Source organism: Flavobacterium chungangense LMG 26729, from assembly GCF_000735715.2.
Lineage (GTDB): Bacteria > Bacteroidota > Bacteroidia > Flavobacteriales > Flavobacteriaceae > Flavobacterium > Flavobacterium chungangense.
The window spans coordinates 1-22,242 of record NZ_JASY01000026.1; the positions used below are offsets into that span (position 1 = coordinate 1).

General features: G+C 34.4%; 12 protein-coding genes. 5 read left to right on the forward strand and 7 right to left on the reverse strand.

What is annotated here, in order from left to right:
• From JE46_RS22350 to JE46_RS22380, 7 genes are all read right to left on the reverse strand, one after another.
• A partial coding sequence (locus JE46_RS22350) for a M16 family metallopeptidase (RefSeq protein WP_031457515.1) occupies positions 1-2,486 on the reverse strand: 2,486 nt, incomplete at its 3' end.
• A 12-nt stretch (positions 2,487-2,498) separates the two neighbouring features.
• Positions 2,499-4,766, reverse strand: a complete 2,268-nt coding sequence (locus JE46_RS22355) for a Gldg family protein (protein ID WP_031457516.1) — start codon at positions 4,764-4,766, stop codon at positions 2,499-2,501.
• Between the two features lie 11 nt (positions 4,767-4,777).
• Entirely contained in the window at positions 4,778-5,725 is a 948-nt protein-coding gene (locus tag JE46_RS22360) for an ABC transporter ATP-binding protein (RefSeq protein ID WP_031457517.1), read from the reverse strand.
• Between the two features lie 59 nt (positions 5,726-5,784).
• Positions 5,785-7,158, reverse strand: a complete 1,374-nt coding sequence (locus tag JE46_RS22365; RefSeq protein ID WP_083480924.1) for a RagB/SusD family nutrient uptake outer membrane protein — start codon at positions 7,156-7,158, stop codon at positions 5,785-5,787.
• 9 nt (positions 7,159-7,167) lie between these two features.
• Complete coding sequence (locus JE46_RS22370) at positions 7,168-10,551, reverse strand: TonB-dependent receptor (RefSeq protein WP_083480925.1); 3,384 nt, start codon at positions 10,549-10,551, stop codon at positions 7,168-7,170.
• Between the two features lie 170 nt (positions 10,552-10,721).
• On the reverse strand, positions 10,722-11,765 hold the full coding sequence (locus JE46_RS22375) for a FecR family protein (protein ID WP_051872989.1): 1,044 nt from the start codon (positions 11,763-11,765) through the stop codon (positions 10,722-10,724).
• A gap of 226 nt (positions 11,766-11,991) precedes the next feature.
• The gene (locus JE46_RS22380) at positions 11,992-12,582 is read right to left on the reverse strand and encodes an RNA polymerase sigma factor (protein ID WP_031457521.1); all 591 of its coding nucleotides are present in this window, start codon (positions 12,580-12,582) and stop codon (positions 11,992-11,994) included.
• A gap of 875 nt (positions 12,583-13,457) precedes the next feature.
• On the opposite strand from JE46_RS22380, the gene JE46_RS22385 reads away from it, so the two are divergent.
• The 5 genes from JE46_RS22385 to JE46_RS22405 all read left to right on the forward strand — a co-directional run bounded on the left by JE46_RS22385 (position 13,458) and on the right by JE46_RS22405 (position 22,236).
• Positions 13,458-14,000 carry an RNA polymerase sigma factor gene (locus JE46_RS22385; RefSeq protein WP_031457522.1) on the forward strand — a complete coding sequence of 181 codons (543 nt, stop codon included), beginning with the start codon at positions 13,458-13,460 and terminating at the stop codon, positions 13,998-14,000.
• Between the two features lie 86 nt (positions 14,001-14,086).
• Complete coding sequence (locus JE46_RS22390; protein WP_051872990.1) at positions 14,087-15,139, forward strand: FecR family protein; 1,053 nt, start codon at positions 14,087-14,089, stop codon at positions 15,137-15,139.
• 159 nt (positions 15,140-15,298) lie between these two features.
• Positions 15,299-18,868 carry a SusC/RagA family TonB-linked outer membrane protein gene (locus tag JE46_RS22395; RefSeq protein WP_031457524.1) on the forward strand — a complete coding sequence of 1,190 codons (3,570 nt, stop codon included), beginning with the start codon at positions 15,299-15,301 and terminating at the stop codon, positions 18,866-18,868.
• A gap of 17 nt (positions 18,869-18,885) precedes the next feature.
• Positions 18,886-20,244 (forward strand): RagB/SusD family nutrient uptake outer membrane protein, encoded by a 1,359-nt coding sequence (locus JE46_RS22400; RefSeq protein ID WP_031457525.1) that lies wholly within the window; start codon positions 18,886-18,888, stop codon positions 20,242-20,244.
• A 12-nt stretch (positions 20,245-20,256) separates the two neighbouring features.
• Entirely contained in the window at positions 20,257-22,236 is a 1,980-nt protein-coding gene (locus tag JE46_RS22405) for a TlpA family protein disulfide reductase (RefSeq protein ID WP_031457526.1), read from the forward strand.
• Positions 22,237-22,242 lie beyond the last annotated feature (6 nt).

Below are 22,242 nucleotides of genomic sequence, written 5' to 3' on the forward strand. Positions count from 1 at the left end.
CAGTCAAATGTCAAAGCAAGACTGAAAGCCGGTGCTGGAATCTGTTCGAGGGTACCGCCAACACTTACGCCATAACTTCCGCCTTCTTCTTCGCGAATGGTCTGTAAAAAACGTTTGGATAATAACTCCCCTATAATATAAATGGTCATCGCATTTTCTTTGCTGTACTCTGTTTTACCTGTTAAATTAAGATAAACCGTTGTTTTTGGAACTTCCATAGGACGTTTGAAATGCACCACTGTCTTTCCTTTTTTAGGTTCGATATGATGATCGATGAAATTTTCTTTCTGAACCGGATTCGATTTTAGGTTTCCAACATATTTCTGAATTAATTCTAATCCGGATTCAGGAATATTTCCAACAAAAATAAAAGTGAAATCTGCCGCATTTTTGATTCGGTCACGATAGATATTTTCTGCTTTTTTCAGGTCAATCGTTTCCAGAAATTTATCGTCGAACAGAAAAGTTCTTGGATTATGATTTGAATTTGCTAAATCAATAGAATCCTTGAATGTACTTCCGTTATCTTTTTTAATGGTTTCCAGGCGGTTCTTATACTGTTCTTTTAAAATGTTAAAAATGTTCGGATCAAAACGGGGTGCTTCAAAAGAAAGGTACATTAACTGCAGCATGGTTTCAAAATCGGCTTTGTTTGAACTTCCCTGAAATCCCTGTGTTTCATCACTAATAAACGGAGCTGACTGAGCTACTTTTCCCGTGAGTTTTTCCTTTAACCCAATATTGTCAAAATTCCCTAAACCGGAAGATCTTGCCAGTGTAGTTGCAATTTCTGCAGATGTCAAATCCTCTGTTTTCACCAAAGATTTCCCTCCCTTTGAAAAGGCTGAAAAAACAATCTGATCCTGAGAATAGGTCGTTGGAAGCACAATTATTTTAGCATCGTTTTCTAAAATATATCCTTTTGCCTCTTTTATTCCGGCTACTTCAAACGTTTTTTTGATGGCAGCTGGTTTTAATTGTTTTTCGATCAAAGGTCCATTGTTTTCCTTTTTAGTGTAAGGTTCCAAAGACATACTTTCTACCTTTTTCATTACATTGACAACGGCTTCTTTTGTTGGAAAATTAGCTTTATCATCTTCAGATCCGGTTACCAAAACAACCTGATTAGTAGGTTTCTGGATTGTTTTAGCATAAGCGTTCAACTCTTCCAAAGTAAGACTTTTGATGATTCCGACAACCAGTTTGTAACTCTCTTCAGGCGAAAGAAATGGTTTTGCTTTCAGGAAATAATTCGTAAGATTATCTGCCAGGTCGTCGTTTTCAACTTTATCTTTGTTGCTGATGTAATCATCGTATGAACTGATGAAAAGCTTTTTTGTAAGGTCTAATTCAGACTGTACAGCGCCAAAACGTTTTAAGCGTTCTGCTTCTGTATATGCTTCTTCAAAACCCTCTATCGTTTTTCCTTTTTTGGCCACAGCTACAATATTAAACGAATTGTTTAATCTTGAAATTGACTCAAAATAGGTTTTCAGGTTTAGGGCTGAACCTTGATTTTTAAGGATTAACTCCTTGAAGCGATTGTTCAGAATGCTGGTGTAAAAAGAATTCATTACGTTTTTTCGGGAAACGATAGTGTCGTTTACCAGCGGTTCATCAAAAACATATTTTAAAGTAATGGCCGTTGAAGAAGCTTCTTTGTCGGCAGCAGTTCCAAAATACAATTCGTCGTGTTTTGGAATTGCTTCATAAGTTCTCGCAGCAGCTTTTTTTGCTAAAGGGATTCCTGAAAAAATTTCTTTTACCTTTTGCTCCATTGCTTTTACATCGATATCTCCAACGATAATTACCGCCTGTAAATCTGGTCTGTACCATTTTTTATAGTAGTTTCTTAATTCGGGATATTTGAAATTATTGATAATATTCAGATCACCAATAACGTCTCTTTTACTGTATTTTGAACCTTTATACAAAACCGGATCCGTCTGCATTTTTAAACGGAAACCACTTGTACGTCTGGTTCTCCATTCTTCTCTGATTACGCCTCTTTCTGCATCAATTTCTTCATTGGTTAAAGATAAAGATCCGGACCAGTCGTGTAAAACCCAAAGTGTAGAATCAATCAGTTTTTGGTTCGCAACAGGAACTCCGCTTATATTGTAAACGGTTTCGTCCTGAGCAGTATAAGCATTTATATCCTTGCCGAATTTCACTCCGTTTTTTTCCAGCATTTTGATGATCCCTTTGCCTTTAAAATGTTCGGTTCCGTTAAATGCCATGTGTTCCAGAAAATGCGCCAATCCGTTTTGATTATCGTCTTCAAGAATAGCTCCAACGTTTTGAACGAAATAAAAACTCGCTCTGTCTTTTGGTTCTTCGTTATGCAGAATATAATAGGTTAAGCCGTTTTTTAATTTTCCGGCCGTCACATTTTTATTCAGCGGAATTGTGGTTTTAAATTGAGAAAACGCTCCTTGAAAAGACAACAGCAGCATCCCAAAGATGATATTTTTTTTAGTATTCATTTTTGCTGTTTTTTATCTTCTGTTTCTTCTAATTAGTATAAAAGCACCACTTAATACAATCAACAAAGGAAATAGTCCGATGAAGACCATTTTACTGATGAAAACCTGATTTGCTGTTATAGTTAACTTTTTATCAGTGTTTTCAGGGCGTGTTGTATCAATTGGGAATTCGTAATTAGTGAACCAACTGAAAATATCAGTTACAAACTGAAATGTTCCTGATCCGCCACGGCTTAATTCGGCATTACCCATAAAATCAGCATCGCCGGCAACAATTATTTTTTGTGATTTACCCTTTACATTTCTCGTTAAAGCTACTACCAAGGGAACAGCTTTTACAGAAGTCTGTTTTTTCAAATCTTCAGAAACAGAAGTGATTCCGGTTTGGGCTTCCCAAGCCGGCTGATTGTTCGTTTTTAACAGTGGTGTCACTTTAAATCCTGCCTCTTTGACTGTTTTGATACCGCTGCTTCCTAAAAACGGGATAGGATTATTATTTGGATTAGGGCTGAATTTAATTAAAGTTGAATCTACATTTCTTTGAAGTTCAGTAACTAAATAATCCGGAGAATTGATTTCACTTTCCTGAACCAATGCCTGTTTCGTAAATTGAATACCTAATTTGTCTGTAACTGCAGCCAAAGCCGAATTCGTTTCTGGCTCTCCCAAAAGAACTATGTTTTTCCCCTGATCGATATAGGTATTGATTCTGTCAACAGCACCCTGGCTCAACTGTGTTTTTGGGTCGGCAATTATTAAAACAGAAGTTTGTTCAGGGATATTCTGCGCATTGATATCAACAGAAGCAACATCAAAGCCCTGATTGATTAAAGAGAATCTGAATGTAATTTCATTAAAACCAGTCTTGTAATTTTTATCTCCTATTTTGTCAACGCTGCGTTCCATGTTTCCGGTTGCAAACACAATTTTTGGAGCTGTAACAATTAAACGTTTTAAGGCTGCTGAGATTTCTTTTTCAGAAGGTGCTTTAAATAAATCATCATACATTCTTAAAAATGTTTTCTGTCCGTTGTACTCTACCGTTCTCACTACGCGGTTTTGCTCCGGACCTAAATCAATAATTTTCTTAATTTCTGCAGGTGTATATATTTTTTTTATCTTTAAATCCTGTGTTTCAATCATTTTATCAGCCAATTGCTTATCATTTAATCCCGGATTCTGGGCGTATAAAGCTTCATTCTTTGAGGTATCATAATAGTACACATATTCCATTTCTATTTGTGGCAAAAAACGGGTATATTGTTCAAAGCGGGCCATGTCATAATTTTGAGAATATGGCATAGCCATAGAATAGTTTATATCTAATAAGTTAACATATGTTACTATTTTAACCGGACCCTCTATTTTTTTGACTATATCTAAACTTGCTGCTGTAAGGGTTCTGTTTTTTGTACGGGTCATATCATGGTACAGCGTAAGTGAGGCTCTTGATGTAATGTAACCCAATGCCAAAACAACAGTTATTAATGCAGTATATTTTGCCACTCTTTGTACAATAGATTGTGCATCTCGTCCGGTTTGTAACTTGTAGATACTCAAAACAATAAAAAGAGCACTAACTAAAATAAAGTAAAATATATCTTTGCTGATTAAGAGCCCTTCCAACATTTCATTGGCACGGCCTGCAATGGACAGAAAATAGGTTATGTCTTTTACAAATTCGACATCCTGCCATAATTTTCCAATAAAATTTAAGCCTGCCAAAACCACCAAAGTACTGATTGCAGCAACTACCTGATAAGAAGTAAGACAAGACATAAAAAGACCAATAGCAGCATAGGTACAAACCAGTAAATACAAGCCAATAAGACCTGAAATAGCAAATTTTAAATCTAAATTATCAACAGAGAAATAAGCAATCACTACCTGCAATCCTAATATGACTACAAAGAGCGAGCAATAAGCTGCAATGGCAAGGTATTTACCTAATATAATTTCCTTAATTTTTATTGGAGAAGAAAACAGCAGTTTTATAGATCCGCTGTTAATTTCACGACTTACTAACCCCATGGTTAATAGCGGAACATACAGGTATAAATAATTCTGCATTTCTGTAAATAACCCCATAAAGCCTGAAAAAATAGTATGAGACAAATTGCTCATGTCGTTGCCCAGTTTTTGTGATTTTTCAAAACGTTCAATTAATTCGAAGAATTTCCAGTTGGACTGGATTGAAAATATGACTAATACCACCCATGCTACCGGCGAATAAAACATGGTATTGAGTTCGGTTTTAGCGATTCTGTATATTGTTTTCATTTATTTATTTTTTAAGAAAGGATAGCGTTTTTTGAAGGTGCTTTTTTAGATAATTGGGCAAAAATTTCATCAAGAGAGACTTTTTCGAACTGAATTTCACGTAATTTCCAATTGCTTGAAACGCTCTGTGCTACAATTTTTTCAGCTACTTCCTGTGTGCCTTTAAAAGTAATCTGTACTTTTTTAGGAGAAAGATAAACTGCATCTGTAACTTCTGGAATAGCAGTTAGTGCCTCGATTGCTGGCGGATTTTCGAAACTTGCGGTTAATTTATCGGCTTCGATATAATTGTTAAAAGCATCAAGTGTATCAGAGAAAACCATGTGTCCGTTTTCGATCATTCGGATATCCTGACATGTAGCCTGAACTTCAGAAAGAATGTGTGACGAAAAAATCACAGCTTTATCCTGAGCAATTTTTTTAATTAAATTTCGTACCTCTAAAATCTGATTTGGATCCAGTCCGTTGGTTGGCTCATCTAAAACCACCAGCTTTGGCTCGTGAATGATGGCCTGGGCAATTCCCACACGCTGTCTGTATCCGCCGGATAAATTTTTAATCAATCGGTGGCTGAAATGAGAAATGCCACATTTTTCTTTGGCTTTTTCAACTGCATTTCTCAGATCTTCTTTTTTAACCAGTCGTAACTGCGCACAGTGAATTAAATATTCGTCTACTGTTAAATCGAGGTGAAGCGGTGGTGTCTGTGGTAAAAAACCAATTAATTTTTTGGCTTCGACCGGGTTTTCTTTCAGGTTAATTCCGTCGATAAAAATACTGCCGTGTGTTTGATTTAAAACCCCGCAAAGGATATTCATAGTGGTCGATTTTCCTGCTCCATTCGACCCTAAAAGCCCCAAAATCCTGTTTTCTTTGATTTCAAAATTAATATTTTGTATTGCCCAATCCTTACTGTATTGATGCGACAAGCCCTCAACTCTTACAATTGTTGTTTCCATAGTGATTTGTAAATACCAGGAATGCTTTTGTGAAGCATTCCTGGGTAATTTTTAATGATTTAGTTATACCCTAAGTTTTGGGTTAAAAAAGGATTAGAGCGTCTGGCAGAATCCGGTATAGGATAAAGCTTGTCAGTTGCAGTCCATATTTTTCCGGGAATTGCTCCTAAAACCTGATCTGCTTTTCCGGTTCTTTTAAGATCGAACCATCTGTGACCGAACTCTCCAAAAAGTTCACGTTCTCTTTCTAAGGCAATTAAATCCAGTAATTGATTAGGATCTGTTAAAGTAGTGTTTCCTAATAAAGCTCTGTTTCGAATTACATTAATATCTTCCTGAGCGCCTGTAATATCGTTTAATTTTACCCTTGCTTCAGCTCTTATCAGGTAAAGTTCGGCTAAACGAAGTACAGTTGAACGCTCTACTGGAGTAGCAACAAATGAATTTTTATATTTTCGGGGTTCTAAAAATGTAGTTCCGGAAACTACAACGGTATTAGTCCAATTTGTTTTTCTGGCATCAGCAGTTTCAAATATAGAAACACCTTTTCGAAGTAAGTATTTTCCTCCTGCAGTAAATACAGCTCCACCTTCATAAGCATACGCGACATTGAAATACGGAATTTGCAGGATTGCTTCAGTATTGTCTGCAATAAAAGGACTGTTATTTGCTGTTAAGCCGGTAATCATTTTATAAGTAGCAGTTTGGCTAATTACTGAGCTGGCATGAGTTGCAGCATCTGTCCAATTTCCTAAATAAAGATTTACCCTTGCCAATAATGCTTCTGCCGCCCATTTTGTAGCTCTTATGCGCTGATTAGAAGTGTAATTGCTATAATTAACCGGGAGGTTATTAGTAGCTTCTGTCAAATCAAGAACAATTTGAGTATAAATTTCAGTTTGTGTATTGCGTGGTGCCAAAGCCGTTCTTTCAACATCTGTAGTTAAAACTAAAGGAACATCGCCCCAGAAATTAGTCATGTAAAAATAGCAATACGCTCTTATGAATTTTGCTTCAGCAATCCAGCGTTTCGTTTTATCGGGACTAAGAGCTGTACTCGCACTTAGACCTTCAATAGCTTTATTTGCATTATAAACGGTTTTGTAAAAGTCTGTCCACATACCACTAACAGAACCATCAGTTTCTATAATTTCGTTTGTAGTATAAACATCTGTAAGCTGACTTCTCAAAATAAGTTCATCTGATGTTTCTCCTGGCATATAATGTATGCTATTAACAAAAGTTAAACCAGTTACCATGCTTTGGTAAATTCCGTTTACAGTAGCTTCGGCAGTGGCATCTGATAAATAGATGTTTTCTGATTCCAGTTGCTCTTTAGGAATTTCAACTTCAAGCATTTCATCACAACCCGTTAATCCCATTAAAAGAAAAAACGAAAATATATACGTGTATTTTATAGAATTATTTTTCATGTTTTTAGATTAAAATGTTAGTTGAGTTCCAATAGTTATGGTACGTAACGGAGGTAATGACAAACCTTGTGTTTCAGGGTCGAATCCTCTGTATTTGGTAAACGTTACCAGGTTTTGTCCTTGTAATGAAATACGAACATTTTGTATAGCTTTTTTAGTTTTTTCATTCAAAGGAATAGTATAAGAGGCACTTACATTTTTTAATTTGATATAAGAAGCGTCTACAATAGTAGCTGTAGAACCTAAATAGTTGGAGAAACTAGATTGAAAATTGGAACTTAAAACATTTCCCTGAGCCAGATAATCTCTATATTCATCTACCTGATAATTAGCAAGTCCATACGGATATCCTGGCTGTACACCAATAGCGGTCATTAAGGTTCTTCCTTCTTGTTTTACAAATTGGAATAAAAAGTCAAGAGCAAAGCCTTTATATGAAATAGAATTTGAGATTCCTCCATAATATTCCGGATAAGTAGCACCTTGATATTTTCGGTCTCCAACTCCTGTATCTGCAAATCCGCTAGAAATTCTTCCGTCACCATTGGCGTCTTCAAATTGCGCAATACCAGCAGCATTTACACCTGTAAAATTTAACAAATACATACTGTTTAATGGATTTCCAACTATATAAGTACTAAAATAAGCTGAAGTTGCCAGATTAGGAAACGAAACTAAAGTATTTGTATTTTTAGAAATATTAAATGAAGTAGTCCAGTTCAGATTTTTAGTATGTATGTTAGTACTGCTTAGCGTAAATTCTAATCCTTTATTTTCAACTTCGGCACCTAAATTTGCCTGAAAACTGGTAAATCCTGCTTGAGGGCTAAGATTAGCTGGTACTAACTGATTGGAGGAAACGTTTTTGTAATAGGCTGCCGTAAAAGAAATTCTGTCTTGCAGGAAACCCAATTCTAACGCTGCTTCAAATTTATTGGTAACTTCCCATTGAAAATTTGGATTCGCAATTCGGGCTGATGTCATAGCAGAATTTCCAACTCCATATGTAGAAGTTAAATAAGTAGAAGCATAACCATAATCTCCAATATCGTCACTACCAATTTTACCGTAACTGGAACGAATTTTACCAAAACTCAACCATGAATTATCTTTTAAGAAGTTTTCTTCTGTAAACACCCATGCCGCACCTATAGAGCCAAAATCGCCATAACGTTTGTTTTCTCCAAAGCGAGAGGAACCATCTCTTCTAAAGGTTAAGTTAAGAATGTATTTATTTAGGATGTTATAATTTACCCTGCTAAAAAGCGAAATATATTTATACTCAGAAGAACCACTAGCAGAGGTAACATTTCCTGCAGAACTGGTAATACCAATAAGATTATCAGAACTATATACTGATGAATTTAGATAAGTAGGCATTTCTGATTTTCTATGCTGCCATGAACCTCCTACCAAAGCAGTCAGATTACCTTTCCATAAAGAAGTTACATAATTTAATTGCGGATCAATCGAAAAATTATTAGTATTATTTACAGAAAGAGTGTAAGATCTCGAAGCGTTAAGCGAAATGTTATTTCTTGTATAGTAAACATGGTTCATACCAGATGTAGGTAAAAATTGCTCCGATGTCATTTGTGCTCTTCCGTATCCTAAATCCGTTTTAAGAGATAGTCCTTTAGCAAGATCCAATTGAGCACTTACACTACTTATTAAATTAGTTCCCTGATCTTCTACTCTTCTGTCTAAAGCTGCCAACGGGTTTATATCACTGGAATAAGTAGGTGACCAGTAATAGGTTCCATCTGCATTGTAAATAGTATGGTTTGGTGCGGTATTTACTGCATAATTGGTAATGTCATAAAAAGGCAACTTATTTTTATCTGATGAAAATATAACTGAGGCTCCTATTTTTAGTTTTTTATTTAAGGTATAATGATTTACATTAAAATTGGTTGAAAATTTATTATAACCAAAATCCCCCGGTAAAACTGTAGTTTCTTTATGATAAGCAGCACTTAATAAAAAATTTGTCGTGTCATTTCCTCCTTTTAAACTTCCTGAAAAATTATTAAATGTTGCAGAACCACCTATTAATTTTTCCTGCCAGTCAGTATAAGCATTTGGGTCAAAATCAGTAAGGGCTATTCCGGTACTGAAATTACTTGGATTTGCATTTGCATTGGTCAAAGCTGTACGAAGCATGTTTAAATAAGTAGGCGTATCTAAGGTTTTTATCTTATGGGCCACATCAGATATACCTGAAGCAGTATTGATAGTAAACTCCGTTTTTCCGGATTCTCCTTTTTTGGTGGTAATAAGTACAACACCATTTGCTCCTCTTGAACCATAGATCGCAGTAGCATCAGCATCTTTCAAAATTTCGATACTCTCAATATCGTTTGGATTAAGAATATTTAATGGGCTTGATCTTTTTTGCGCTCCTCTTATTACACGATCTGCCTGCACCTGCTCTTTTATATCGTCAGAAATATAAGGAACACCATCAATTATATAAAGCGGCAGATTGTCTCCTGCAATAGAATTTCGACCACGAATACTAATGTTCATATTACTACCTGCATAACCAGAAGTTTGAGAAACAAAAACTCCCGGAGTTCTTCCTTGTAAACTTTGTAAAATGTTTGTTATTGGCTGTTTTTCAATATCCTGAGAAGTAATTTTAACTACAGATCCTGTATTTGTTCTTTTAGTTGTGGTACCATAACCAATAATCACAACTTCGTCCAGTTTGGCTAAATCGGGCTGCATTTTTATGGTAACTGTTGTTTGGTTTTCAACCGTAATTTCTTGTGTTTTATATCCTAAATAGGATATTTTAAGCACGTGTTTTCCAGATGGTAATTCTATAGAGAATTGCCCATCAAAATCAGATACACCATGTTTATTGCTGCCTACAAGCAAAACACTCACACCTGGTAATGGAAAGCCGTTTTCATCTAAAACTTTGCCGCTTAGGTAATAATTGGCTTCGGCTTTGTCTTCCTTTTTTATTTCTGCTTTTGCGCTTTCTTTTTTATAAACAATAACATTTTGATCTACTTGTTTATAAACCAGATTACTGCCCTGAAATACAGCGTTTAATAATTCACTTACAGGCCTTCTTCCGCGTGGTGTACTGATTTTTGGAAAATTATTAATAAGCTGCGGCTGATATGCAAACAGTAATCCCGTTTTATTTTCAATAGTTTTAAACAGGGTTTTAATATCCTGATTATGAAGCTCAATATCAACAGATATAGTTTCTAAACTCTGACCACTCATTTCATTTGCAAATACCATAGGGGTACCACAGGTGAGTAAAAAAATGTGAAATAAACTGATTCGCATGATCATAATGGTTTTTTTTGAAAGCCCGAACAAAGAATTGTTCTTTTCACTTTCAAACATGGTTGTTTTAAAGCGTAATTTCATAAATTTGCTTGTTTTTAATGGTTACTGGTTTAATTATTAAGAATCGAGGCCATCTGGTGTAGGAGCTGGATGGCTTTTTTGTATTTATATAGATTTTGGTTTTAAGGTTACTATTTATTTTATTTAGCTTTCTAAAGTAGGAGGTTTAGTCAGCCTTTTTAAGTTTTTAATTATTCACAGCCTTTTCCGTCCAGAATGATAGCCCCCGCTTTATTATAGCGATACTCCGTTTCCATAACACTGCTGATTACTTTTAAGACATGATCCAGATCTTCATCGTTTAAGAAACTGGCTGTTATTCTGCAATTTTTAATCTTTTCATTTGCCAGTGAAATCTGTACTTTGTATTTCTGAGAAATTAAAGCAATTGCTTCTTCCATATTAATATCGTCCAGAATCAGGTAATTACTTTTCCACTCCGTCACGACAGCGGCACTAATATTATTTTGCTCAAAACTCAGTGTATTTTTATTGACTTTAATCTGCTGGTTTGGAGTGATTATGCCGTAAATTTTCTCATCATCTCCAACCTGAACCTTACCTCTTGCAACGGTAACTTCAATATTACCCGAAGAGTTATATGTATTAATATTAAATGCCGTACCTAAAACTTTGGTTTGTACCTTTCCTGTATGCACGATAAAAGGCTTTTTTTCGTTTCGTTTAATATCAAAAAAGGCTTCTCCGGTAAGTGTCACTTCACGGGTTTTGGTATTAAATGAATCCTGTTTGTATTTTAAGGTACTGTTATCGTTCAGAAGTACGGTACTTCCGTCAGGCAAACGAATCAATTGTTTCCCGCTAAAATCTATTGAAGTATTTGCTGCAATTGCAGGCTGTTCTGTAACAGGGGTTGTTATTGCAGCTTGAGGTTTAAAAAATAAGGTATTACCAAGTGCAATTAAAGCTATAATACCGGCTGCAGCAAACAGGATGCGAACAGCTCTTTTTCTGGTTCTCTTTTGCGGTTCTAATCTAATTACTTCTCTGTTGCTATTTGGCTCAGACAAAATACATCTTAAAATATAAGCACTCTGTTCATCACCCATAACTTCAGACCCGGTCTTTTCTTTAAGCATAATATGAATTTTTTCTTTAATGAAATCATCATATTCACCATGTCGAATAAGTTCCATCAGTTGTTGTTCTTCAGCTTCTGAAAGGTTCTTATGCAAATAATTTTCAAATAATTCTTCAAATATTTTTTTCTGCATTCGATTTGTAATTAAATAAGTTAATAATAGGTCGTAAATGGTAAACCTGGGACAGTTTAAAATTTATTTAAAAGATCAATCTTTTGGGGGGCAATTACCAATTAAATAATGATCTTTATTATAAAGACGATTCAAAAATGAGGAGGGAGTAGTCGAAAGTTAAAAAAATGTAAAAAAAATGCAAAAAAAAATCCAGGATGACTCAAAAAGAAATGCTTTTTAAGATTTAAGCCTTAAAAAACACAATGAATGTCATGAAGATATTCATGTAAGGAGAAATTTTGAGACGTACAAATTTTAAGGCCTGCGCCATGTGTTTTTTTACCGTTTCTGTAGAAATCCCCAGGTCTTCACCAATTTTTTGATGGCTTAAACCTTCCAATTTAGCCATTTTATAGATTTTTTGCTGTTGAGGAGGAAGCTGTTCTACGATCTGATTCAGGATAATATTGTACTGATCGTCTTTTATAGCAGTATCTGTATCTTCTGAAGTTGTATTTTTATAATTAAGTTCAACCGGCAAAGAGGTTTCTCTTGCTATTTTTTTGATCATATCAAAAATATGATTGCGGGAAATAATAAAAAGATAATTTTCAAAATTGGCTATATCAGCTAAGTTATCCTGATTTTGCCAGATTTTTAAAAAAACATCCTGAACCACTTCTTCAGCCTGAATTGTTGATTTGGTGATTTTTAAAGCAGTACCGTAAACAATATGTTTATACTGGTTATATAGTTGTGTAAATGCCACTTCACTTCCCTGAGATAACTCAAGAAGAAGTCTCTTTTGATCCAAACTGGAATTTGGTGGCATCATTTATAATTTGTTTTGAATGGCAATATTATTAATTTTTTAAATAATTGTGTCTTTTGAGTAAAAAAAAAGTAAAAAAATATCATTTTGCTATTTTTTTACAGGAATATTTTCCTGTTTTCTATAAAAATAGCAAGCGATTTATCAATGTATAAAATGTAATACTATAAATATTAAAAGACATCAATTTTAGTAGTTAGGGACGGTACAAGTATCAAAAAACAATTACTGTAACATTAATTTGCTCAAAATCAGTAATGTCAAGCAGAATTACGGTTATGTATTCAATAAAGTTAATTCTGTCTCTTTTTCAGGATTTCGCATTGTGGCTATTACCTGCCCTCTTTACTCTGAAATAATTTTGCTGCTGATTTTCATAAACCAGATGAAGCTCCTGTAATAAAAATTATCTTTTGCATTTTTTTAATTGTTTAAAATTATAATGCAAAGATGGGTTGAAGCAATAAGCAGCTTGTAGCCGTTTTGTACAATTGATTAGCCAAAATGATATTTTACGGAAAAGTGTAAACTAACTGTATTAAGGATTAAAATAGCAGGATTTTATATTAAAATTCAGTCTGGTTTAGATAAAAAAGGATTTTTTAAATTTTATCGATAATCTCTTTGTAGTATTAAGATTATATGATAGAAAAATACCTCATTTTCTTTTTTTCTTTTTTTGTAAGTTTAATGGTTGTAGTATTTGATAAAAGAAAATTATTGAAGCTTATATTTATTAAAAAATCAAAACAATTATATTTTTTTCAGGTTTTGATAATTTTTTATGCTGATTGAAATAATTATGAAAAATTAATTGGAAATTTTTGAAATTCTTTAGTTTTGTACACAAAACAACTCTTAAAGCGTGAAAATCTTCAATGGGTAATGAAAAGAGAGATATTGATCTTTGGAGTCAAATTAAAAAAGGAGATGTTAACGCTTATCATGAATTATATGATCGGTACATCAATATGCTTTTTTCATTTGGAATGCAATACACTAATGATGATGCATTAGTGCAGGATTCCATACATGATATTTTTGTTGATCTTCATCGTTACCGAAATACTATTGCAGCAGACGTTGCAATTAAATCCTATTTGTTTAAATCTCTTCAAAATGATATTTTCAAAAAGCTAAAATCACAGACCAAAATCGTAAGGCTTGATATTGTGGCTGAAGATACTTATAAAACAGAATCTACAGAAGATGAACTTATCTTTAATGAAACTACTTTAAACAAACACGCTACCCTGGCAGTTGCTTTATCTTCACTTACCAAAAAACAGCGATATGCATTGCATCTTCGGTTTAGCGAAGATTTATCTTATGAGGAAATTTCCTCTAGTTTAGAAATTACCCTTGAATCCTGCAGAACACTGATATACAGGTCTTTAATCAAGCTTCGAGCTAAACTTTAAAAAAACTTTAAAAAAACATTATTTTTTTTGTCTATGTTTTTCCCTTTTGATTCTTATAGCTGTATAGAATTTAAAAGAAAAATATTTTGTACCCAAATTTCAAAATTTTACCAAAAGAAGATCAGGCAAATTTAAAAGCAAGAATTGCAGAAAGTATTGCTTTTGAAAAACAACGCATCAAAAGAAAAAGAATTCGTACGCTGTCCTGGAGTGTAGCGGCAGTATTTTGTATATGCCTTGGAATTACACTTGTTTTTAAACAGCAACAAAAAGTAATGAGTCCGATAGAGCAATTTGCAAATACCACAGAAATAAATAGTTCTTTTGAAAAAAGCAATCAGGTTAAATTGATATTGTCAAATCAGGAAGCTGTTAGTGTTGGTGATAGTACCACAATTGCTTATGATGCATCTGGAAATAAAATTAAGGTAAATAATAAGCAGATTAATCAAAAAAAATCACTGGAACCACAGTATAACACGGTAATGGTTCCTTACGGAAAACGAGCACAACTAAGTCTGGCAGACGGAACACAGGTTTGGCTTAATTCCGGTTCTAAATTAATTTACCCTACAGCTTTTGATGCTGCAAACAGAGAAGTTTTTCTGGAAGGAGAAGGAATTTTTGATGTAGCACATAATGTGGCAAAACCGTTTTTTGTAAGGGCAGCCAATAATTACAGCGTTCGCGTATTGGGAACCTTATTTAATGTAAGCTGTTACACTAAAGATTCAAAAGTTTCGACAGCTTTATTGCGCGGAAAAGTTCAGGTTGCTTATGCTAAAAAAGGGCTCTTAAGCAGCGATACACTTCAGGCAGTTCTTAATCCGGGAATGATTGCTGCTTTGGATAAAAAAAGCCAGACAATCAAAACAAAAGTACAATATGTTGAGCAGTTGTTTTCATGGAGAAAAGGATACTATGAGTTCTCTAAAGAAAAACTGCCTGCGGTACTTGATAAATTAACACGCTATTACAACGTAGATTTTGTGATGAATAAAGAGATAAGCCTGAAAGAAACCTATTCAGGTGCTTTTAAACTTAATGATGATTTAGATAAAGTGGTAAAAACATTAGAAGCTACCACAGGTTTTGATTTCGTATATGATGCCGAAACCAGAGAGATAACTATTAACTAAATACTAATGACTATAAATTATTGATGCCTATGATGTAAAATAAAACTCAAGAATAAAAGGAATATAACCAGTCAAAAAAAAACCAAAAGATGCTGGAACATCTCTTGGCTATGTCAACTTTAATTGCAAATGCAATTATTAAATAACTAAAACAAAATTATGAATAATAATCATGATATAGGCTTTCTATTGCCTAAAAAAATCATCAACCTTACTTTTATTTTATTTATGAGAGTATCCATTTTAGTTCTGTATTTAGGATTAACCACTATTTATGCCAATGGTGTCAAAGCACAAAATGAAATCTCTGTGAAAGTACAAGGTGCTTCATTGCAAACGCTTTTTACCACTATTCAGCAAAAGAGCGATTTTGTGTTTTTTTACAATGATGATTTAATATCTTCAACTAAAAAGGTAAATATAAATCAATACGGTACAGTAGAGCAAATCTTGAATACTGCTTTATCGAATACAGGATTAACATACAGTATCATTGACAAACAGATAGTTATAAAAAAAAGTAAGCCTAAAAGTGCGTCAGGTGAGCTGGAACCTTATGATCTTAAAGGAACAGTAACCGATAAAAAAGGAAATAAATTAATAGGTGTAAATGTTTCATTGGTAGGTACACAAATTTGGGATATTACCCGGGAAAAAGGAGACTATAGAATTGAAGTAATTGCTACAGATTCACTTAAATTTTCTTACTTAGGTTATAAGACCAAAACAATTGCTGTAAATAATAAAAAAGAGATAAATGTAGTTTTAGAACTTCAGGTCGAATTATTGAAAGATATAGTGGTTGTTGCATCAAACGGATATACTGATATCCCTAAAGAAAGAGTAACCGGTTCATTTGAAGTTATGAGTGCAAAAGAACTTGCCGAAGTTCCTAGCTTAGATCTTAATCAAAGAATCGAGGGAAAAATGGCAGGCGTAAAAGTTGATCCAAGAACAGGAACTATTTCGGTAAGAGGAACAAACAATTATAGTGGTAGTGGCAGACCCTTAATTGTTATTGATGGTTTTCCGCAGTCTCAGGATGATTTTAGCTTTAGCAGAAGAGGAGTTCCGGGAGCTTCTATTTTAAGTTACCTTAATCCGGATGATGTAGAGAGCATTACAGTTTTAAAAGATGCCGCAGCAGCTGCTATCTGGGGATCTCGTGCAGCTGATGGAGTAATTGTAGTGGTCACCAAAAAAGGAAAGAAAGGTGATCCAATAATCAATTTTAATGCCACCACTACAATAGGTGAAAAAATGGATTTGGGAAAATTGCGTGTCATGAACACAGCCCAATATATTGATTATGAAAAAGATTTGGTTAATGGTGGGTTTGTGGTTGATAATATAAGCGATTGGCAGGCCAAAAATCCTAGTGCGGCTCAGGAAATCATGTTTCAACAGAAAAGAGGAACTATTTCTATATCAGAAAGAGACCGTTTATTAAACCAATTGGGACAAAACGACAATCTGGGTCAGATTAATAAATATTTATTAAGAAATTCAGCAACCAGACAATATGATTTATCTGTTTCTGGCGGAAGTGATAAAAGCACCTATTATTTGTCTTTAGGCTTTAATAAAGATGAGGCAGCAATGAGAGGCAACGAATCTCAATCGTATAATATAACGCTTAACAATTCTTTTCAGCTTAAAAGTTTTTTAAAATTAAATACAGGGATAAATTACGTTACTTCTAGTTTTCAGACCAATACCACTGCGAATGAAGCATTATCAAACGTATCCAATTTTGCGCTGCGGCCGTATGATATGATTGCTGATGAAAACGGAAATAGTATAGATCGTTATATTATTTTTAGACCTGAAGTTGCAAAAGGATTTGAAGCAAAAGGATATTTGCCGTGGACTTATAATTATCTGGATGAATTAAATTATTCTAATGTAGTAACAAAAGGGGCAAACATAAGGTTGAATGCCAGTTTAACGGCGACAGTAAACAGCTGGTTGAATTTTGAAGCTTCAGGGATGTACACTACCATTGGAAACAAAACAAAGTCATTGAGTGAATTAGACAGTTACTATGCAAGAAACATGATTAATGAGGCAACTTCTGTAAGTACAGCAGGAAAATTAGTCTATGGCGTACCTGTAGGATCTTATTTGTACACAACAACTACTTCAAATGCCTCGCAAAGTATGCGTATGCAGATGAATATCAATAAGAACTTTAATGAAAATAATGCCTTGCACTTTTTAGCAGGTTCAGAAGTTAGAGAAGAGCGCAGAGAAGGATCAAGCCAAAGGTATTATGGCTATAATATGGATACTAACTCATCAACTTCCGTAAATCCTACGACTTATTATACCACTATTTATGGCTGGCAAAATATTATTGGAACTTCTGATAACAGCATCAGTAAATATAGAGAACGTTACTTGTCTTATAACGGCTTAGGATCTTACGATTTTATGAGCAGATATCATATATCAGGAAGTGTACGTTTTGATGACTTTAATTTACTGGGAGCTTCCAGAAAAAACAGAGCATTACCATTATGGTCTGTTGGAGGTAAATGGGATATCAATAAAGAATTTTTCTTAAAAGAAGTAAGCTGGTTAAACAATTTATCTGCCAGAGTTACTTATGGAAAAGCAGGAAGTACTCCTCCTAGTGGTTTTGGAAGTAAAAATGCTATAATTTCTGTTGGATCTGTTGATTTTAACACACAATTACCAACTGCTTCTATTTCATTACCGGAAAATTCTGAGATTAAATGGGAAACAACACAGACAATTAATTTTGGTTTGGATTATGCCGTTTTCAATAACCGTCTTCGCGGAAGTGCTGATTTGTATTATAAAAAAACCAATGATATATTAACGAGTTTGCCTTTTAATCCAACATCGGGCTGGTCGTATTTAACTTATAACACAGCTTCACTTAAAGGGCATGGTATTGATTTAAATATTTCAGGACTTATCATAAACTCAGGCTTCAAATGGAATAGTGGTTTAACTTTTGCCTATAACACAAATGAAGTAACAGACTCCCGTTTTATAGCTACAACTACAAATCAATATTTGTCTGGAGTAACAACGAAGGGTAATCCAATAGGGTATCTTTATGCTTACAATTGGGCAGGTTTAGATGCTAACGGTCAGTCTACGGTTTATAAAAAAGATGGTACAATCATAAATTCAACTCAGGGAATTTCAATGATTAATAAAGACGACCTTAAATACATGGGAAGAACTATTGCACCTTATTTTGGCGGATTTATGAATGATTTCTCGTATAAGAATTTCAGACTTGGTGTTCAGATAACATACTACGCAGGACATGTATTTAGAAATACCGTGTTGCAAAATTATCCTACTTATGCAGGCGTACAATATGGTGCAGTTGCAAAAGACGAATTGATTGCCGATCGCTGGAGACAAGCCGGAGACGAAATGATTACAAATGTTCCTGGATTAAGCAATATTAGTTTTAACAGTTTAAATCGTTTTCAAAACGCAGACATCAATGTACTTCCCGCTGATAATATTCGATTACAGCAAATTTCATTGGGCTATAATGTGCCTGCGGAATGGTTACAAAAAACTTTTATAAAATCATTGAGTTTCAATTTTGCTGCAAGAAATTTAGGGCTATTATGGGTTAAAAATGATGAAGGTATTGATCCTCAGTATTTATCAAACAATAACTATAACACGCTGGCTCCGCAACGTAATTATTCTTTACAATTTAATTGTAGCTTTTAATTTTAAAAAACAGATTTATGAAATTACTAAAATTCACACTCTATATATTCCTGCCAGTACTTTTATTAAACTCTTGTAGAGATTATGTTGAAGTAGAACCGGTTGGAAACAACAGAGTTTTAAAATATACTTCTGATTACAGAGGTCTGGCTAATAGCTATAACGATATAACTTCTTCAGGCGGAATTTATCTTCTTGCCAACGCAGATGTAGAATTTCCTACAACTTATCAAAATGGTGTTAATACCATTTGGGGAAACAGCTATACCTGGCAGGAAAGAATATATGATCCTTCTCAGAGTGATGCAGACTGGAATGGCTTGTATAAGGCTATTTATTACAGCAATGTTATTTTAGACGGAGTAATGAGCAGCCAGGATGGATTAGAATCAGAGAAAAAAGAAATCTATGCTGAGGCTTTTGTACACAGAGCATTTGCTTATTTACAACTGGTAAATACATACGGTCCACAATTTGATCCGGCTTCAGATAATTCGGCAAAAGCGGTTCCGTTATTGTTAAAACCGGAATTGTTTTCTTCTTTGGACAGAAGCACTGTTGGGCAGGTTTATGATCAGATTATTTCAGATCTAAAAAGTGCTCTTGCCAATGATATTCAGGATACGCCGGAGTTTAATGTGCTTCCCTCAAAAAGAGCCGTTTATGCTTTATTAGCAAGGACTTATCTTTATATGGGATCGTACCAGCTGAGTCTTGATAATGCAGAAAAAGCTTTAGAAATGCAAAATAGTTTAATCGATTTAAAAACATTTGCTTCTGGTTATAGTTATCCTGTTTTGATTCAGAATCCGGAGGTTATATTTTCAAAAACATTATTAACGTCTTACAACAGAGCTCCTTTGTCAAATGATTTATTAAATAGTTTTTCAAGCAATGACTTACGTTATGATTATTATACAATTGCAGGTAATATAGGTATTTATCCTACTTATACAGGAAGAGGATTTGGAATTGCTACTTACAGTTTTACCAACGGAATTAATGTAGGCGTATCGGTTCCTGAGATGTATTTGATAAGTGCTGAATGTTATGCCAGATTAGGACAGACACAAAAAGCAGTAGATAATCTGAATATTTTAAGAGCTAAGCGATACAAAGCTGCTACAACTTATGAGGTTTCTGCAACAACGCCCAAAGAAGCATTAGATTTAGCTTTGACAGAAAGACAAAAAGAATTCATTGGCCGCGGGTTCCGTTGGTTTGATCAGCGAAGATTGAACCTTGATCCGGCTTTCAGAAAAACATACACCAGAGTTTTTAAAACTGTCACCTATACGCTTGAACCTAATAGTGATGGATATGTATTCCCGATTAACCAAAATTACATCGATTTAAACCCGGAACTGGGTAAATAAAAAACACGAAAAATGTTCAAAAAAATATCAAATATCAAATTACTGGTATTGGCTTTTTGTGCCTTTACCTTACAGGTTACAAGTCAGGAAACAAAGTTGAGATTAACCGGAATGCCAGATATCCCCATTCCGGGATCAACTTTAAATATGACCTATAATGCAAAAGGAGGGCCTCTGGAAAATGTAAAAGAAATCAATGGTTATACCTATGTTTTTAATGATTACAGATGGGAAATCGAAGACCTTAAATTGAAAAGAAACGGTGCTGTATGGAATGTAGAATATACAGTTCCTAAAAACTGCGCTTTTATGGCCTTCAAATTTTACGGCAATACAGACAACGGCGTGGTAACAGATACCGGGCAAGATACCGGCTATCTTCTGGTTGTGTTTAAAGAACCAAAAGTAAAAATGCCCGGAGCAGATCTGGCCTGGGCGACTTTTAGAAACAAAGATTTCAACAGTCAGTTTAGCAATTATTTTAAAGATTTTACCATCGGAGGAGATGCAACAGAATATTGGCTGAAAAAAGAAGTGGCAGATCAGGGGCAAAACTTTCCGAAATTTATTGATACCTACATTAAGGTATTAAAAGTTCAGAAACCCGAAAAATTTGACGAATTAGGACATCGGTTCTTAGGCGATTTTACTAAAAAAATGAATGGACTTCCAGAAGAGGTTTTTGTAAAAGTTCATGATTTATATTTATACGATCTTAAGGATAAAGTAAAAGGAGATTCGCTGGAAACCGTAATTCAAAAACAATTTCCAAAAGGCGCTTTGATGCGTTTTAAAGCTTTTCAAAAAATTGCTCCAATTGCTGATGCAGCTGAAAGAAATAAAGCTGCACTTCAGTTTTTAGAAGATTTTCCGAACAATGCAACCGTACCTGAATCACAGAATTACCTGTATAATAACGTTTCTAAAATGTTGTTTGGTTATTATTTTGAAACAAAAGATTATCAGTCCGTTTTAAAGTTAATTCCAACAATGAATTTTGCCTCAATAAACGACTGTTATCATCAGAATATTTCTAAAGTGCTGTATACTAAATCTGTTGAGCCTGCGATTGTAGAAACTATGGCAGTGCCAATGATCAGGCTAATGCAGGAAAAAGTAAATGATTTGTCGTATATGCAGGGAATTTACTGGTCACCAAATCAGGCAACAGAGAATGCAAAAACACAGCTTGAGAATGAATTGGTAATTCAGATTCGTATGTACGATATTTTGAAAAAGTATAAAGAAGTTTTAGAAACTTTTGAATTGCTGCCATTTCAAAAACGTTATGAAAAAGCAAGTATCAACGACATTCATATAAGAGCTTTAGAGGCATTAAACAAACCTATAATTGAGGTTTTAAAAAATGCTGCAAGAGCGAATACTTTATCGGAAGGAGCAACGGCTAAATTAAAAGAAGCCTATTTAAAGGACGGGAAAAAAGAAGCTGATTTTGCGGGGTATTTAGAGCAGCTGAAAAAAGAAAGCAATTCAGAAGAAAATATCACGCTAATGAATCCGGTTCCTGCACCCGCAATTAAAGTGCAGACGGCAGACGGAAAAACAAAACAACTGGCTTTAGACAACGGAAAAATTATTGTAATCGATTTTTGGGCAACATGGTGCGGGCCTTGCAAACAGGCATTTCCGGCAATGCAGCAATTGGTCAACAACTTTAAACAAGATAAACAAGTTGAGATTTATTTTATAAGCACTCAGGAAACCAAAGAAGGCTATAAAAAAGAAGCTTTAGCCTATTTAAAATCAAAAGGCTTAAAACTGGATAATTATTTTGATTTAGTTAAAAAAGGCGGGGGAACCAATAATGAATCTTTCTCCAATTATGCAGCGATATTTAAATCAAGCGGTATTCCCAGAAAAGTAGTAATCAAAAATGGCCAGATTCGTTTTACATCAGAAGGATATTCCGGAAATCCGGGGCAGCTTGTCGATGAACTGACAAAAGTTATCAATACGTTGAAAAAAGAATAATTCCCC